This is a genomic window from Amycolatopsis roodepoortensis (genome assembly GCF_014873915.1).
Classification (GTDB): Bacteria; Actinomycetota; Actinomycetes; order Mycobacteriales; family Pseudonocardiaceae; genus Amycolatopsis; species Amycolatopsis roodepoortensis.
In genome coordinates this window covers 415,774-431,414 of sequence record NZ_JADBEJ010000001.1, presented here as the reverse complement: position 1 = coordinate 431,414, position 15,641 = coordinate 415,774, and the positions used below count along the sequence as shown (strand labels likewise).

Sequence of the window (15,641 nt, the reverse complement as noted above, 5' to 3'; positions counted from 1 at the left end):
TTGCGTTCCGTGAAGCAGGGGCGCGGCGAGCCCTCGTTAAGAAACCTTCCTAACGCGGACCAGTCTCACCATCCGGCCGAAGCGCTGTCAACCGGGCAAAGGGGGCGATCGCACCCCGCGTTCAGTCCTCTACTTGCGGTAGTTGCACGCGCAAGGACCGCTTTCAGAGGACGAAACGCGGGGGTGGGCCGGGTCACCCGGACGGCGGGCCACACAAGTTCTCCACATTCGTCACGTACCGTGGAACCGGTGACCGCTTCGTCCCCTTCGACACTGGACCTCATGGACCAGTGGGAACAGCCGCCCAGGAAACGTGGCCCGCGTGGCTGCGTGATGCTCGCGCTCCTGGTCGTGGGCGCCTTGGTCGCCGGTGCCGTCTGGGTCGTGATCAGCCTCAACGACCGCGAGCCGGTGCCGGTCAAGCCGGCGTTCGAGGTCCCCGCGCTCAAGCCCGCCCCGCGTTCGGCGATCCCCGGCGACGCCGGACCGCTGCCCGCGGAGCCCGCGAAGGACGCCTGGATCGCGAAGGTGTCGGAGAACACGGACATCCCCTCGCGCGCGCTGCGGGCCTACGTGAACGCCGCCGAGAAGACCGCGAAGACCACTCCACGCTGCGAAATCACCTGGGCGACGATCGCCGGGATCGGCCGGACCGAGTCCCAGCACGCCCGGCACGACGGCTCCCGTGCCGGTGAGGACGGCGTCGTGACGCCGCCGATCATCGGTATCCCGCTCGACGGTTCCCCCGGTGTGCTGGCGGTCGTCGACACCGACAAGGGCGCCCTCGACGGCGACGCGAAGTGGGATCGCGCGGTCGGGCCCATGCAGTTCCTGCCCGCCACCTGGAAGCGGTACGGCGTCCGCGCGAGCGGCGACGGCGCCGCGCCGGACCCGCAGAACATCGACGACGCGGCGATGACGACCGCGCGGTACATGTGCGCCCGGGGCGGTGACCTCGGAGACCCCGCCGGCTGGTGGACCGCGGTGCTGACCTACAACAACTCCACCGCGTACGGGCAGGAAGTGTTCAGCAACGCCGACGCGTACGGGAAGGCAGCACTGAAGCCCTAAGCGGGCAGAAGCCGGGTCACCAGCCGCGTCAACTGGTGCACGTTCCGGCACTCGTGCATCTCGACGACCTGGGCGTACGCGTGCGCCTCGGAGTCCCCGGTGGACCACAGCGCGGTCCGCTCGGGATTGAGCCAGTACGTATGCCTCGCCGCGGCGGCGAGCCCGCGCACCGCCTCCAGGTTCGGGTCGCCACCGTTAGTCCTGGCGTCCCCGAGGATGAGCAGGGACGTCTTGGGCCCCACGGCGTCCGAGTAGCGTTCGGCGAACTCGCCGAGCGCGTGCCCGTAGTCGCTGTGCCCGTCCCAGCGGGTCAGTTCCGCGTCGGCGAGGATGCGCGCGCCGAGATCCTCCGGATCGGCGGCGCCGGTGTCGACGAGATGGGTGATCTCGTCGCACGCGTCGATGAACGCGAACACCCGCACCTTGCTGAACTGGTCGCGCAACGCCTGCACCAGCAGCATGGTGAAGTTCGCGAAACCGGCCACCGAGCCCGACATGTCGCACAGCAGCACGATTTCCGGCCGCCCCGGCCGGTGCCGCCGGTACGACGGCCGCATCGGGACGCCGCCGGTGGACAGCGAGCGCCGCAGCGTCCGGCGCAGGTCGATCTGCCCGCGCGCGTGCCGCCGTCGCCGGACGGCCAGCCTGGTGGCAAGTTTGCGTGACAGCGGCTGGACGACGCGGCGGAGTTCGGCGAGTTGCGCGCGGCTGGCGAGCAGGAAGTCGACGCGGTCGGCCGCCGGCGGCACCGCGTGCCGCGAAACCCGTTCCCTGCCACGGACTTCCGCCACCCTGCGGCGTGCTTCGGTCCGCACCAGCCCACGGAAGCCTTCGACCCGCCGCCGGACGTCGTCGCGGTCCAGCCGGTCGGTGAAGTCCTCCTGGCCACCCGCGCGGATCGCTTCGAGGACGCGGACCACTAGTGTCTGCGGCTGAAGCCGTTCCAGCGTCTGGTGTGCCGACCAGCCGCCGCTTCCCGCCGTACCGCCGTACTCCCCCAGCATGTCGACGGCGAGCCCGGCCAGTTGCGTCAGTTCCGTCTGGTCGTCGGCGGCGAGCGCCGCGGCGAGCCGATCCCGCAACGCGGCCAGGTCTTCGACGGGATCCTGCGACGGGGCGCCGACGCCGAGCGGGAAGTAGATGTCGAACGTCGCGTCGAACACCGCGCGCTGGCCGCCGCGCCGGACCAGCGCCGCCGCGAGCCCTTCGCGCATCTGCTCGCGGGAGGCCAGGCCCAGCACTTCGAGTGCCGCGGCGGCGTCGACCGTCTCACTGGGACCCGCCGGGATCCCGTGCTCCCGCAACGCTTCCACGAATTCGACGAGCCTGCCCGGCACGCCGCTCACGAGCCGAGGACCTTGCCGAGTTCCAGCCGCGCGTCCGCCTTCACGACGTCGTCCTGGTGTTTGAGGATGACGCCGAGACTCGCGCGGACGACGTCCTCGCCGAGGCTGTCCGCGCCGAGCGCGAGCAGGGTGCGGGCCCAGTCGATGGTTTCGGCGACCGACGGCGCCTTCCGCAGTTCCATCGCCCGCAACGCGGTGATCACCTTGACCACGGACGCGGCGAGCGCGTCGTCGACGCCCGGCACCTTGAGCCGCACGATGCGCTGCTCCAGTGCGGCGTCGGGGAAATCGATGTGCAGGAACAGGCAACGCCGTCGCAGCGCCTCGGAAAGCTCACGCGTCGCGTTGGAGGTCAGCACCACGAACGGCTTGCGCCCGGCGGTGATCGTGCCGAGTTCCGGGACGGTGATCTGGAAGTCGCCGAGCACCTCCAGCAGCAGACCCTCGATCTCGACGTCGGCCTTGTCGGTCTCGTCGATGAGCAGGACCGTCGGCTCGTCACCCTTGATCGCCGTCAGCAGCGGCCTGGCCAGCAGGAACTCTTCACCGAAGATGTCGTTGCGGGCTTCGTCCCAGGTCTCGTCCTTGCCGGCGGTGATCCGGAGAAGCTGCTTCGCGTGGTTCCACTCGTACAGCGCACGCGACTCGTCGACGCCTTCGTAGCACTGCAACCGCACGAGCCGGGAGCCGCTGGCCTGCGCGACCGCCTTCGCCAGCTCGGTCTTGCCGACCCCGGCGGGGCCCTCGATCAGCAACGGCTTGCCGAGGGCGTCCGCGAGGAACACCGTGGTGGCGACGGCCGCGGAGGCCAGGTAGCCGGTGTCGGCGAGCTTCGCCGTCACGTCTTCGACGGATGTGAAGTACCCGGTCCCAGCCACGCGGCCTCCCAGCTCGATCGCCTACCCGGCCGACTCTACGTCGCGGATCCGCTTCGGCAGCAGGAACCCGACCGCGAAGGTGAGCATCACCATCACCGCGACCACCCAGAACGTCCGCTGGGCGGCGTCGGTCGGGTCGGCGGTTCCGGCGTCGAAGAACACCGTGCCCAGCAGCGCCAGCCCCAGCGCACCGCCGACCTGCTGGAGCGACGTCAGCGCCCCCGACGCCGATCCGGCCTCCGCCGGTTCCACTCCGGACAGCGCGATCTCGAAGTACGGCCCCATGATCAGGCCCGAGCCGATCCCGACCACCAGCAACGCGGGCGCGATCTGCCACGGACCCGTCTCCGGGCCGAGGACCAGCAGCAACGCGACCACGCCGGCGGTCATGATCAGCGCGCCGGTGTGCAGCACCTTGCGGCCGTGCTTGCGCACCGCCTGCACCAGGCCCATCCCGACGATCATCCCCAGCGACATCGGCACGCCGCTCAGCCCCGCCTTCAGCGGCGAGAAACCGAGTCCGAGCTGCAGGTACAGCGTGAAGACCAGACCGAAGCCGGAGAACGCCGCGAAGTAGATCGTCCCGGTCGCCATCCCGGCGAGGAAGCTGCGTTTACGGAACAGGCTCGGCTCGACCAGCGGGTCGCCACCACGACGGCTCTTGCGCTTCTCGAACCACGCGAACACCCCGAACACCACGACCGCGGCGGCCATCATCGCGAACGTCCACAGCGGCCAGCCGTACTCGCGGCCCTGCACCAGCGGGAAGACGATCAGCAGCGCACCGGTCGTGGCGAGCAGCGCGCCGGGGATGTCGAGTTTGAGCGAGGCACCCGGCCGGTTGGCAGGCAGGAACTTGAGCGCGGCGAGCACGGCAAGCGCACCGATCGGCAGGTTGATCAGGAAGATCATCCGCCAGCCGGTGCCGAAGAAATCGGCGTCGACCAGCCAGCCCGCGAGGATCGGGCCGCCGACCGCGGCGAGCCCCATCACCGGGCCGAACATGCCGAACGCGGACTGAAGCTCCTTGCCGGAGAACATCTCCTTCATCATTCCGAGGCCCTGCGGGACCATCGCGGCGCCGAACAGGCCCTGCACCACCCGCGCGGTGATGATCATCTCCGGGTTCACCGCGATCGCGCAGAACAGCGAGCCGACGACGAAACCGATCGCGCCGATCAGGAACATGCGCTTGCGGCCGAAGATGTCGCCGAGCCGCCCGCCGGTGAGCAGGCCGGACACCATCGCGAGGGTGTAGGCGACGCCGAGCCACTGGATCATCGCGGTGCCACCGCCCAGCGACTCCCGCATGACCGGACCGGCGATGCTCGTGACCGTCATGTCGAGCAGTTCCATCACCGAGCCGGTCAGGATCACGAACAGCGCGGGCCAGCGCCAGCGGTAGGACTTCTCCACGTTTTCCGTGGTCACACCGCTCGGGGTGTCCAGTGTCATCGTCATGGGAACAACGCTAAAGTCAATTCCGGCCACTTTCTGACCGGAATGCGAGCGAACCTGGATTCATGGCGAATACGAGTGCGCGGATGCTGCGGCTGCTGTCCCTGCTGCAGACACACCGCTTCTGGTCGGGAATCGAACTGAGCGACAAGCTCGAGGTGAGCGAGCGGACGCTGCGGCGCGACGTCGAGCGGCTGCGCGAGCTGGGTTATCCGGTCAACGCGAGCCGCGGCGTCGCGGGCGGGTACCAGCTGCGGTCGGGCACGGTCATGCCGCCGTTGCTGCTGGACGACGAAGAGGCCGTGGCGATCGCGGTCGGCCTGCGGACGGCGGCGAGCGGTTCGGTGGAGGGCATCGAGGAGACCTCGGTCCGGGCGCTGACGAAGGTCGTCCAGGTGATGCCGCCACGCCTACGCAGACGAGTCGACGCACTCCAGGCGTACACGACGCCGGCGGCCGTCACGGGTCCCCGCGTCAACGCGGCCAGCCTGACGGTGATCGCGCAGGCGTGCCGGGACGACGAGCGGCTGAAGTTCGACTACGCGGCACGCGGCGGCGAGGAGTCCGCGCGGCTGGTCGAGCCGCACCGGCTCGTCTCACTCGGCCGGCGCTGGTACCTGGTGGCCTGGGACCTCGATCGGGTGGATTGGCGCACCTTCCGCGTCGACCGGCTCAGCGAACCGCGCACCACGGGCGCGCGTTACCGGCCGCGCGAGATCCCCGGCGGCGACGCGGTCAAGTTCGTCGAAGCCCAGATCAAGGCGAGGCCGACCACGCATTCGCTGGTCGTCCGGGTCGAGGCGCCGAAGGACCGGGTCGAATCGGCGGTGCGGTACCTCGGCGGCGCGCTCGAAGCGATCGACGAGACCTCCTGCCGCCTGACGATGAACGTCGACACCTTCGACTGGCCGGTCCTGATCCTCGCCGCCATCGGCGCGCCCTTCGAGGTCGAGAGCCCTTCGGCGTTCAAAGATCACCTCGCGTCCGTCGCCGCCCTCTTCTCGGCGGCTAGCATCGGGCCGTGAGCACCTATGTCGCGGCCGAGGGCCGATACGAGAGCATCCCCTACCGCCGCACCGGGCGGAGCGGCCTGAAGCTGCCCGCGATCTCGCTGGGCCTGTGGCACAACTTCGGGAACGACAAGCCGCTCGGCACCCAGCGGGACATCGCGCGGCGCGCGTTCGACCTGGGCATCACCCATTTCGACCTCGCCAACAACTACGGCCCGCCCTACGGCTCGGCCGAGGAGAACTTCGGCAGGCTGCTGGCTTCGGACTTCAAGCCGTACCGGGACGAACTGGTCATCTCGACCAAGGCCGGTTACGACATGTGGCCCGGCCCGTACGGCGAATGGGGCTCGCGCAAGTACCTGCTGTCCTCTTTGGACCAGTCGCTCGGCCGGATGGGCCTGGACTACGTCGACATCTTCTACTCGCACCGTTTCGACCCCGAGACGCCGCTCGAAGAGACCGTCGGCGCGCTCGACACCGCCGTCCGCTCCGGACGCGCGCTGTACGTCGGCATCTCGTCGTACTCGTCGGAGAAGACCGCCGAGGCCGCTCGGCTCCTGCGCGAACTGGGCACCCCGCTGCTCATTCACCAGCCGTCGTACTCGATGTTCAACCGCTGGCTGGAAGGCGACAAGCTGCTCGACACGCTCGAAGCCGAAGGCGCGGGCTGCATCGCCTTCTCGCCGCTCGCACAGGGGCTGCTGACCAGCCGCTACCTCGACGGCGTTCCCGAGGATTCCCGTGCGGCGCAAGGGAAGTCGCTCAACCCGGACACGATCACCGAGAGCACCCTCGGCAAGATCCGGGCGCTGAACGAGATCGCGCAGAGGCGTGGGCAGACGCTGGCACAGCTCGCGCTCGCGTGGGGCCTGCGCGACCCGCGGATGACGTCGGTGCTGATCGGCGCGAGCAGCGTCGCCCAGCTGGAGGACAACGTCGGCGCGCTGAAGAACCTGCACTTCACCCACGAGGAGCTGGCCGAGATCGACCGCTACGCCACGGAGGCCGACATCAACCTCTGGAAGCGCTCGACCGACGCCGGATGACACCCGAAATCGCGTTGCCCTGCCGGGCCGGGGCGCCGAGACTGCGGGTATGACGTTCGAAGAACTGCTCGCCGAAGGAGAGGCCGTCCCGGTCGAAGGCTGGGATTTCTCGTGGTTCGAGGGCCGGGCCACGGAGGAACGGCCGCCGTGGGGTTACTCGCGGCTCCTGGGCGAGCGGATGGCGAAGGCCGCCGCCGGGCTGGACCTGCAGACCGGCGGCGGCGAGGTGCTCGCGGGCATCCCGGAACCGCCGCCGGTCCTCGCCGCCACCGAGGGCTGGCCGCCGAACGTCGAGGTCGCCAGGAGGAACCTCGCGCCGCTGGGCGGTGAGGTGGTCGAGGCCGAACACGACGCGCCTTTGCCCTTCCCCGACGAGTCCTTCGATCTGGTGACCAGCCGTCATCCGATCGCGAACCCGTGGCGGGAGATCGCCCGCGTGCTGCGTCCGGGCGGAACCTTTCTGTCGCAACAGATCGGCGCCGGCACCGTGCGGGAGCTGAAGGAGTTCTTCCTCGGCCCGCAGGACTACGGCGGCTGGACGCCCGACGTCCTCCGCGTCGAGGCGGAGGCCGTCGGGCTGCGCGTCGAGCGCCTCGAACCGGCGAAACTGCGGATGGAGTTCTTCGACCTCGCCGCGGTCGTCCACTTCCTCCGGAAGGTGATCTGGATCGTGCCGGGGTTCGAGGTCGAGACGTACCGCGACAAGCTCGCGGAACTCCATCGGATCATCGAGACCGACGGGAAGTTCGTCGCGCACTCGCGGCGGGTGCTCGTGGAGGCCGTCAAGCCTTAGCGAGCCGCTTCAGGTGCTCAGCCGTCAGCTTCACGTCCCCCGCGGCGAAGTTCTCCTCCAGGTGCGCGATGTTCGCCGTCCCGGGGATCGGCAGGATCACCGGCGACCGCGCCAGCAGCCACGCGAGCCCGACCTGCGCCGTGGTCACTCCCAGTTCGGCGGCGACCGCGACGAGCTCGGAGCCGGCCTCGGAAGCGGCGCCGAGCACCGGACGCCAAGGCAGGAAAGCGATCCCGGCAGCTTCGCACGCGTCCAGCACCGACTCGTACGAACGGTCCAAGAGGCTGTAGCGGTTCTGCACGCTCGCGATGTCCACGATCTGCCGTGCCCGGCCGAGTTCGTCCGCGGTGACCTCGGAGAGCCCGATCCGGCCGATCTTGCCTTCGTCGCGCAGCTCCCGCAGCGCGCCGAGCTGGTCGGCCAGCGGCGTTTCCGGGTCGAGACGGTGCAGCTGCAGCAGCTCGATCCGCTCGACACGCAACCGCCGCAGGCCCTCCTCGACCTGCACCCGCAGCGATTCCGGCCGTGCGTCGTACTTCCAGTCGTCGCCGGTCCGCACGACGCCGACCTTGGTGGTGATCACCAGGTCGTCCGGGTACGGATACAGCGCTTCGGCGAGCAGCTCCTCGTTCGCTCCCCCGCCGTAGAGATGCGCGGTGTCGATCAGCGTGATGCCGAGTTCGACCGCGCGCCGCGCGACGGCGATCGAATGCTCACGTCCGGGTCCTGCTTCGGTCGGCAGGCGCATGGCACCGAAACCGATCCGGCGTACGGGCAGGTCTCCGCCGATGGCGAACTGTTCCATGGGAGGAACCTAGCGCAGCGGATCCCTCGGCGAGGGCAGATGCGAAGTGTCCGGGAACATGTGGAGCGCGCGCAGGGCGGCGCCGAGTTCGGCGATGTCGGCCGGGTCGGTCAGCGAACGGCCCAATTCCTCGGAGATCCGCTTCAGCCGGTGCCGGATCGTGTTGGGGTGACAGAACATCCGCTCGGACGTCAGTTTCGTGGAGCCCTGGCATTCGAACCACGCCCGCAACGTCAGCAGGAGCACGTTCCGGTCGTCGCCGGGCAGGTCCAGGATCGGCCGCAGCACGTGGTGCGCGAGCTGGACCGACGCCTCCGGCGCGCTGGCGACGAGGCCGGCCAGCGGGGATTCGTTGAACTGCACCATTCCCGTCGACCCCGGCATCAGGCTGGAGAGCGCGACCCGGGCGAGGTGCAGTGCGCGGGAGGTGTTCCCGAGGCCGGTGAACACCGGGCTGACCCCGATCCGGCCGGTCTGGTTCTCCCGCAACAGCTCGATGATCACCTGCGACGCCGCCGGATCCCGCATCGAGACCACGCCGACCTGCAGGTCCGGAGTGAGCCGCCAGGCGGACGCGTGATGCCGTTCGCGGAGCCGGTTTTCGATCTGTGGCAACGGTTCGTGCCCGACGCGGGGGGTCTCGGCGGCGACGACCACATAGGTCCCGTCGAGCGAGAGCTCCAGCACGCGCGCGATATCCCACAGCGTGCCCTCGGTGGCCGCGCCGCCGGCGAACAGCGCCTCGACCAACGCGGAGCGTCTGCTTTGGTGCGCCAGCATGACTTCGGCGGTGGTGTCGCGGTACGTCGTCGTCAGCGCCTCGGCGTAGTCGTCGATCAGCGCCCAGATCGCCGACGTCGCGGCGACGAGGCCGCGGAGGTCCTGGTGCTCTCCCGAAGCGGTCAGCTCGACGAACCGGTTCCACACCTCGGTGAGCCCGATCCGGTAGGCCCGGAGGAGTTCCGGCAGCGGCGCGCCCTGCAGCGCGCGGGCACGCCCGGTCGCCCTGGCCTGCGAGAGGTCCGGTTCTTCCGTGCCGCGGAGGGTCCGCATGACGAACTCGAGGTTGTTCCGCACCGACGTCCGCAGTTCGGCGAGGCTGACGAACCGCGCGTCGCGGTACACCGGCATCTCGGCGCGGATCCGCCCGACGGTGCCGTCGATGAGCGCCGGCAGCTGCTTCTCGACCTCCACGGCCAGTTCGGCGACGACGGCGGCCGAACCTTCGCGGAGCACAGTTCGGTAGTGCATGGACGTCCTCCGGGGCAGGGACTCCTCGTCGAGCCCCTGGGGACGCCATCTAACACGACTTGCCCGCGAGCGGCCTGTCGAAGCCGGAGGGTACCGCCGGTGCGGCGGAAAATCGGGATTCCCGCCGCACCGGCGGTATTTCACAGCTTCGCGGCCGCGCTCTTGATGGCTTCGCGGATCCGGAAGTAGGTGCCGCACCGGCAGACGTTCTCGATCGCGTCGATCTCGGCGTCGGTCGGGTTCTTCGTCTTCTTCAGCAGCGCCACCGCGGCCATGATCTGCCCCGGCTGGCAGTAGCCGCACTGCGCGACGTCCTGCTCCAGCCAAGCCTCCTGCACCGGGTGCAGGTCGTCACCGTCGGCGAGTCCTTCGATCGTGGTGACCTCCTTGCCCGAGCACTCGGACACCGGCGTCACGCACGGGTTGAACGCCTCGCCGTCGAGGTGGCTGGTGCAGGCCTTGCAGACGTTGATCCCGCAGCCGTACTTCGGGCCGCGGACGCCGAGCTTGTCCCGCAGCGCCCACAGCATGGGCAGATCCGCGGGCGCGTCGACGGTGACGGTCTTCCCGTTCACCGTGAAGGTGTAGTTGGGCATCGGAACTCCTTGGCGGGAAAGGAAGATCAGCGGGGGAAGGGGTCGAAGTCGATCGGGAAGTTGATCGGGAAACTGCGCGGTTTGATCCCGGTCGCCCTCGCGTAGGCGTTCCCGATCGCGCCGACCGGCGCGGGCACGCCGAGTTCTCCGGCACCACCGATCTCACCCGTCTCCGGCATGACGAACACCTTGACGTCCGTCGGCGAGTTCTTCTGCCGCGCGTAGTGGAACTGCGAGTAGCTGCCTTCCAGCGGCAGGCCTTTGTCGATGTGCAGACCCGCGGTCAACGTCGTGGCGATGCCGTCGGTCAGGCCGCCCAGCATCTGCGCCTCGATCCCGCGCGGGTTGATCGGCTTGCCGACGTCGACCGCGATGGTCGCCTTGGTGACGCGCGGTTTCTTCGGGTCGCGGGCGTCCATTTCGACGAGGCAGGCGGTGTACGACTTGTACTCGCCGTGCACGGCGACCCCCTGCGCGAAACCCTTGGGCATCTTCTTGCCCCACTCGCCGAGTTCGGCGACCTTGTCCAGCACCGCGCGCTGCCGGTCGTTCTTGATGAACTCGCGCCGGAACTCGACCGGGTCCTTGCCGAGTTTCGCGGCGATCTCGTCGACCATGATCTCTTCCGCGCCGCGCGTGCTCGCGGAGTACACCGACCGCCAGGCACCGGTGTGGAAGTCCACCGGGACCTCGTTGAGCAGCTGCGTGGTGACGCCGAAGTTGTACGGCGACTTCACCGTCAGGAGGAACACCGTCTGCGCGAAGCTCAGGTTGCCGCCGACGGGCAGTTCGGCGGCGAACGCCGTGAGGACCTCGCCGAGCCCGTGACTCCAGTCGGTCTCCACGCTGGCGACGCGGTGCTCGAAGGTGAGCACCTGGCCGAGCGCGAAGGTGGCACGGATCTTGTGGTGGCTCGCGGCCCGCGCGCGGCCGTGGCGCATGTCGTCGATGCGGCTCCACATCAGCCGCACCGGCCGCTTGAACGCCTTCGAGGCACGCGCGGCCTCGATGGCACCGTCGGAGAACAGCCGACGGCCGAAGGAACCACCCGCCTGCTGGACGTGCACGGTGACCTTGTTCTCCGGCAGCCCGAGCTCCTGCGCGATGTTCTGCTTCGCGAGGATCGGGACCTTCATCCCGGACCAGATGGTCGCGCTGTCCTCCCTGACGTCGGCGACGGCCGAGTTGGTCTCCAGCGGCGCGTGACTGGCGAAGGCGAAGTCGAACTCGCCGTCGACGTACTGGGTGAGCAGCGGCGGCACCACGAACGGGAGCGCCGCGGCCCGCAGCTTCTTCTTGATCGTCGCGTTGTTCTCACCGTCGACGGTGCCGCCGTTCCAGGTGACGTCGAGCGCGTTCTTGCCGTCCAGTGCCTGGCCGAAGGTCTCGGCCAGCACCGCGACCCCGGTCTTGATCACGGCGATGTCGATGATGCCCGGCATCGCGCGGACGGCGGCCTCGTTGTTGACCTTCTTGACCGTGCCGTTGATCGTCGGCGGACGGCGGACCATGACCGGCTTCGCGCCGGGGATGTCCAGGTCCAGCGTGTACTGCAGCTGCCCGGTGACCATCGCGCGGGCGTCCTTGCGCGACTGCGGCGTGCCGACCAGCTTGTGCGCGGACTCCGCCTTCGGGGTGGCGGTGAGCTTGCCGAGGTCGGCACGGGCGGCGGGCCTGGCCAGCGCGCCGTAGCCCGCCCGCCGGCCGTCGGGCGCGATCACCGCACCGTCCCTTGTGGACAGCCGGGCGGCGTCGGCGCCCCACTGCCGGGCGGCGGCCGCGACCAGGCGGGCACGGGCGGCGGCGGCCGCGGTCCGCACCGGGGTGTAGAGCGAGCGCATCGTGTTGGACCCGCCGGTCAGCTGGTTGAACAGCAGCTCGGAGCGGGCGTCGGAGAGGACGACGTCGACGCGGTCGAGCGGCAGGTCCATCTCCTCGGCGACCAGCATCGCGTTCGCCGTGGTGATGCCCTGGCCGACCTCGGTCCGCGGCAGCTCGAGCCGCACACGGCCGTCTTCGCGGACTTCGAGGACGAGGAGCCCGGCGGTGGGGGCGTTCGACAGGATCAGCACGTCGCCGAGGTCGAGGATCTCGGCGGGGCCGGGCGGGGTCGGGATGACGGCTTCGGCCTCTTCGGGCGCGACGGTGTCGATACCGATCTTCGTGGCGATCGTGAGCGTGGGCGCGGCGACGAGGAAGCTCAGGAACCGGCGGCGGCCGAGGCCGCCGGGGTCCGGAGCCTCGTCTTGGGTTCCAGTGGTGGGACTGGCCATCGGGAAGATCCCTTCGAGAGCGCGCGGAGAAGGCGGGGACCCTCGCGCGGCCTGGGGTCGGATGGCGACACGCTAGGCATCGGCATTCGGCCTAGTCAACGCGGAGTAGTCGGGTCGCCCCATCTGTGTGACGAGGTGACAGCGAAGGGGCCCGAATGTGTGGCGCGCCACAGCCGGGCGTCAGATGGAGTCGCGCTCCCGGCCCGCTTCGAGCAGGTCCTCGCGGGCACGGGCGACACGCGAGCGCACGGTGCCGACCGGGCAGCCGCAGATCTCGGCGGCCTCGGCGTACGACAGCCCCAGCACCTGGGTGAGGACGAGGACCTCGCGCCGCTCCGGGTCGAGCCCGTCGAGCAGCATCCGCAGCTCCACGAGGTCTTCGAACCCGGCGACACCCTCCGCCTGACGGGCGCCACGCCGCTCGGCGGTGGACTCCCAGTCGACGTCGGCGAGCTTCGGGCGCGCCGAAGCCGCCCGGATACGGTCGACGACGACCCGGCGCGCGATCGACAGGAGCCAGGTGCGCGAGGAGGACCGGCCGGCGAACCGCCGCAGGCTGCCGAACGCCCGCAGGTACGTCTCCTGGGTGAGATCGTCCGCGGCGCCGACGTCGGCCAGGTGCGCGACGAAACGCCAGACGTCGGCCTGGGTGGCACGCACCCAGTCCTCGAGCGCCCGCCGGTCGCCGCGGGCGGCGGCGAGAGCGAGCCCGGTCACCCGCTCGTCGTCGTGGTTGCGCGGCCTGGCCATACGAGAAACGTAGCAGCGTCCCGGGAACCGGGGCAGGCCCGCGCCCGACAAGTGAGACGTGAAGTGCGAGACCTGCCGCGAGGCCCTGTCGGCCCGGCTCGACGGCGAAACCGAACCCGCCCCGCCCGAGGTGGTCGACCGGCACGTGGCCGGCTGCCCGGCGTGCCGCTCGTGGCTTTCGCGCGCCGAGCGGATGCACCGGGGGATGCTGCTGCGGCCCGCTCCCGAAGTCCCGGACCTCACCGCCGTCATCCTCGAACGCACCCCCGCCCCGCCGGGCGAGGGCTGGCCGGCCAGGATCGCGCTCGCGCTGGTCGCGATCGCGCAGCTCGGCCTCGCCTTCGCCCAGCTGCTGGGCGTCGAAGACCACACCGCGGGACACGGCACGGAATCCCTGATCGGGCACCTTTCGCATGAAAGCAGCGCGTGGAACCTCGCCGTCGGTGTCGGCCTCGGCTGGGCGGCCGTCCGCACGAAGGCGGCGGCAGGGCAGCTGCCCGCGCTGACCGGTTTCGTCGCACTCCTGCTGGCGTTGTCGGCGGGCGACCTCGTCACCGGACAGGTGACCGCCGGACGTGTGCTCACGCACGGGTTGGTCGTCGCCGGAGTGCTGTTGCTGTTCGTGGTGAACCGCCAGCACCGCCTGCGCAACCGCCCCAGCCCGGCGACGACGGCCGGTTACCCGGATTCCCGCACCGCCGAACCGGACCACGAGACCGGCGAAGTCCCCGAACGACCCCGTCAGCACAGGGGTTTCCGGCGCCCGGCGAGCCGCCACGTCGCTTGACCCTTCTGGTCTAGACCATCACCGGTCACTGGGAGCACCCGCCCGGATACCGGGTGAATCACGGTTTTTCGCGCGCGGCGTGCGCGATTCGCGGCGCGAGCACGTTTATCGTCGCCTTGGACCACCGAATGTAAACCTTCTTGCCCATTTCGGGCCGGAGGCGGATAACTTTGGTGGAACACCTTGGTTCGACAGGAGGCGAAGCTCGTGGTTGGCGCAGAAAACCCACCCGTCGGCACCCCCGCCGGGATGCGGAAGATCAATCAACGCGCCGTGCTGGACCTCCTGCGCCGCAGCGGCCCGGCGACGCGGCCCCAGGTCGCCAAGGACACCGGACTTTCGAAACCCACGGTGAGCCAAGCGTTACTGGCGCTCGAAGCGGCCGGTCTCGCCAGGGCGACCGGGCACACCTCGACCGGCACCGGCCGGTCCGCCGTGCTCTACGAAGCGGATCCCACGGCGGGCTACGTCCTGGGTGTCGACATCGGACGCGAGCATCTCCGCGTCGCCGTCTCGGACCTCGGCCACACCGTGGTCGCCCGCCGTGACGAACGGAACACCTCGCGTTCGGGCACCGCGCTCGTCAGCGCGGTGGGTGCCCTCGCGGCGGCGACCGTGCGCGAAGCGGGACTGTCGCAAGCGGACATCGTCGTGCGGGTCCTCGGCTCCCCCGGCGTCGCCGACCCGGACAAACGCTGCTTCCGGCACGCGCCGAACCTTCCCGGCTGGGGCAAGGCGGGCCTGCTCGACGAACTCGAAGCCGTCCTCGGCCCGGATCTGATGGTCGAGAACGACGCGAACCTCACCGCCGTCGGCGAATGGGAACGCGGTGCCGCGCGCGGCGCGTCCGTGTTCGGCTGCATCACCATCGGCACCGGCGTCGGTATGGGCGTGATGGTCGACGGTCAGGTCTTCCGCGGCGCGACGGGCGCGGCGGGTGAAATCGGCTACCTGCCATACGGGCAGTCCCACGCGCCGGGTGACGGCGAGGACGCCCCGCCGGTCCGCGGCCACCTCGAAGAGGCGACAGCGGCGCAGTCCGTCGTGCGCGGCGCGCGCGAACTCGGCCTCGGCACGGCGAAATCGGCCCGCGAGGTCTTCCGGCTCGCCCGGGACGGCGACGAACTCGCGATGCGAGCCGTCGAGGCGGAGGCCGACAGGCTCGCGTACACCGTGGCGTCGGTGGCGGCGGTGATCGACCCCGAACTGATCGTGCTCGGCGGCGGCATCGGCACCGCGGCCGATCTGCTGCTCGACCCGATCGACCGCGCCCTGCGCTCGTTCACCCCCCTGGTCCCGGCGGTCGTCCAGGGCGAACTGGGCGACGACGGGGTGCTGACCGGCGCGATCAGCGTCGGCCTGCGCGCCGCCGAAGGCCTGGTGTTCGAACGCAAGGTGGGCGCGGCCTAGGCCGAGCGGGTCGTGAGTGGCGTTTCGGGTTGTCGAGTGGCAAGTCGAATGTGGCGCGGTACTCGCGATCGGTCGCCGAGGGACCGAGTCTTCACCGCCATGCGATCACTCAACGTGGTTGATGGGCCGTGAGTGTTACCGCGGGTGAGAGGTGTGTGGATTTCTGG

General features: G+C 70.1%; 14 protein-coding genes. 6 read left to right on the top strand and 8 right to left on the bottom strand.

Annotated features, from left to right (window positions below; genetic code table 11):
* Nucleotides 1–249: 249 nt before the first annotated feature.
* Entirely contained in the window at nucleotides 250–1,071 is an 822-nt protein-coding gene (locus tag H4W30_RS02095; RefSeq protein ID WP_192741218.1) for a lytic murein transglycosylase, read from the top strand.
* Here H4W30_RS02095 and H4W30_RS02090 read toward each other — a convergent pair.
* Genes H4W30_RS02090 through H4W30_RS02080 form a run of 3 tightly spaced genes read right to left on the bottom strand, consistent with a single transcriptional unit; the run spans nucleotide 1,068 to nucleotide 4,756 of the window.
* Complete coding sequence (locus H4W30_RS02090) at nucleotides 1,068–2,417, bottom strand: vWA domain-containing protein (protein WP_192741217.1); 1,350 nt, start codon at nucleotides 2,415–2,417, stop codon at nucleotides 1,068–1,070. The genes H4W30_RS02095 and H4W30_RS02090 overlap by 4 nt on opposite strands.
* Nucleotides 2,414–3,295 (bottom strand): AAA family ATPase, encoded by an 882-nt coding sequence (locus H4W30_RS02085; protein ID WP_192741216.1) that lies wholly within the window; start codon nucleotides 3,293–3,295, stop codon nucleotides 2,414–2,416. The genes H4W30_RS02090 and H4W30_RS02085 overlap by 4 nt, the downstream gene beginning before the upstream one ends.
* A 21-nt stretch (nucleotides 3,296–3,316) precedes the next feature.
* Nucleotides 3,317–4,756 carry an MFS transporter gene (locus tag H4W30_RS02080; protein WP_192741215.1) on the bottom strand — a complete coding sequence of 480 codons (1,440 nt, stop codon included), beginning with the start codon at nucleotides 4,754–4,756 and terminating at the stop codon, nucleotides 3,317–3,319.
* A 62-nt stretch (nucleotides 4,757–4,818) separates the two neighbouring features.
* Between H4W30_RS02080 and H4W30_RS02075 the strand changes: the two genes are divergently transcribed.
* From H4W30_RS02075 to H4W30_RS02065, 3 genes are read left to right on the top strand one after another with little or no spacing between them, the layout of a single operon-like run.
* Nucleotides 4,819–5,778: a helix-turn-helix transcriptional regulator gene (locus tag H4W30_RS02075; RefSeq protein ID WP_225948722.1), complete on the top strand. Its 960-nt coding sequence runs from the start codon at nucleotides 4,819–4,821 to the stop codon at nucleotides 5,776–5,778.
* Nucleotides 5,775–6,809, top strand: coding sequence for an L-glyceraldehyde 3-phosphate reductase (gene mgrA, locus H4W30_RS02070; RefSeq protein ID WP_192741214.1), 1,035 nt, complete (start codon nucleotides 5,775–5,777; stop codon nucleotides 6,807–6,809). Before H4W30_RS02075 ends, mgrA begins: the two co-directional genes overlap by 4 nt.
* A 49-nt stretch (nucleotides 6,810–6,858) precedes the next feature.
* Nucleotides 6,859–7,602 carry a class I SAM-dependent methyltransferase gene (locus tag H4W30_RS02065; protein ID WP_192741213.1) on the top strand — a complete coding sequence of 248 codons (744 nt, stop codon included), beginning with the start codon at nucleotides 6,859–6,861 and terminating at the stop codon, nucleotides 7,600–7,602.
* On the opposite strand, the gene H4W30_RS02060 is transcribed toward H4W30_RS02065, so the two are convergent.
* From H4W30_RS02060 to sigC, 5 genes are all read right to left on the bottom strand, one after another.
* Entirely contained in the window at nucleotides 7,592–8,407 is an 816-nt protein-coding gene (locus H4W30_RS02060; protein WP_192741212.1) for an aldo/keto reductase, read from the bottom strand. The two genes, H4W30_RS02065 and H4W30_RS02060, sit on opposite strands and share 11 nt — an antisense overlap.
* Before the next feature lie 9 nt (nucleotides 8,408–8,416).
* Nucleotides 8,417–9,658: a PucR family transcriptional regulator gene (locus H4W30_RS02055; protein ID WP_192741211.1), complete on the bottom strand. Its 1,242-nt coding sequence runs from the start codon at nucleotides 9,656–9,658 to the stop codon at nucleotides 8,417–8,419.
* Between the two features lie 140 nt (nucleotides 9,659–9,798).
* Nucleotides 9,799–10,254 carry a (2Fe-2S)-binding protein gene (locus tag H4W30_RS02050; RefSeq protein WP_192741210.1) on the bottom strand — a complete coding sequence of 152 codons (456 nt, stop codon included), beginning with the start codon at nucleotides 10,252–10,254 and terminating at the stop codon, nucleotides 9,799–9,801.
* Between the two features lie 26 nt (nucleotides 10,255–10,280).
* Entirely contained in the window at nucleotides 10,281–12,527 is a 2,247-nt protein-coding gene (locus H4W30_RS02045) for a xanthine dehydrogenase family protein molybdopterin-binding subunit (protein WP_192741209.1), read from the bottom strand.
* A 180-nt stretch (nucleotides 12,528–12,707) separates the two neighbouring features.
* Nucleotides 12,708–13,277 (bottom strand): RNA polymerase sigma factor SigC, encoded by a 570-nt coding sequence (gene sigC / locus H4W30_RS02040; RefSeq protein ID WP_192741208.1) that lies wholly within the window; start codon nucleotides 13,275–13,277, stop codon nucleotides 12,708–12,710.
* A 58-nt stretch (nucleotides 13,278–13,335) separates the two neighbouring features.
* On the opposite strand from sigC, the gene H4W30_RS02035 reads away from it, so the two are divergent.
* Both H4W30_RS02035 and H4W30_RS02030 read left to right on the top strand, forming a co-directional pair.
* Nucleotides 13,336–14,064 carry a zf-HC2 domain-containing protein gene (locus tag H4W30_RS02035; RefSeq protein WP_192741207.1) on the top strand — a complete coding sequence of 243 codons (729 nt, stop codon included), beginning with the start codon at nucleotides 13,336–13,338 and terminating at the stop codon, nucleotides 14,062–14,064.
* A gap of 207 nt (nucleotides 14,065–14,271) precedes the next feature.
* Nucleotides 14,272–15,474 (top strand): ROK family transcriptional regulator, encoded by a 1,203-nt coding sequence (locus H4W30_RS02030; protein ID WP_192741206.1) that lies wholly within the window; start codon nucleotides 14,272–14,274, stop codon nucleotides 15,472–15,474.
* The last annotated feature ends 167 nt before the right edge of the window (nucleotides 15,475–15,641 follow it).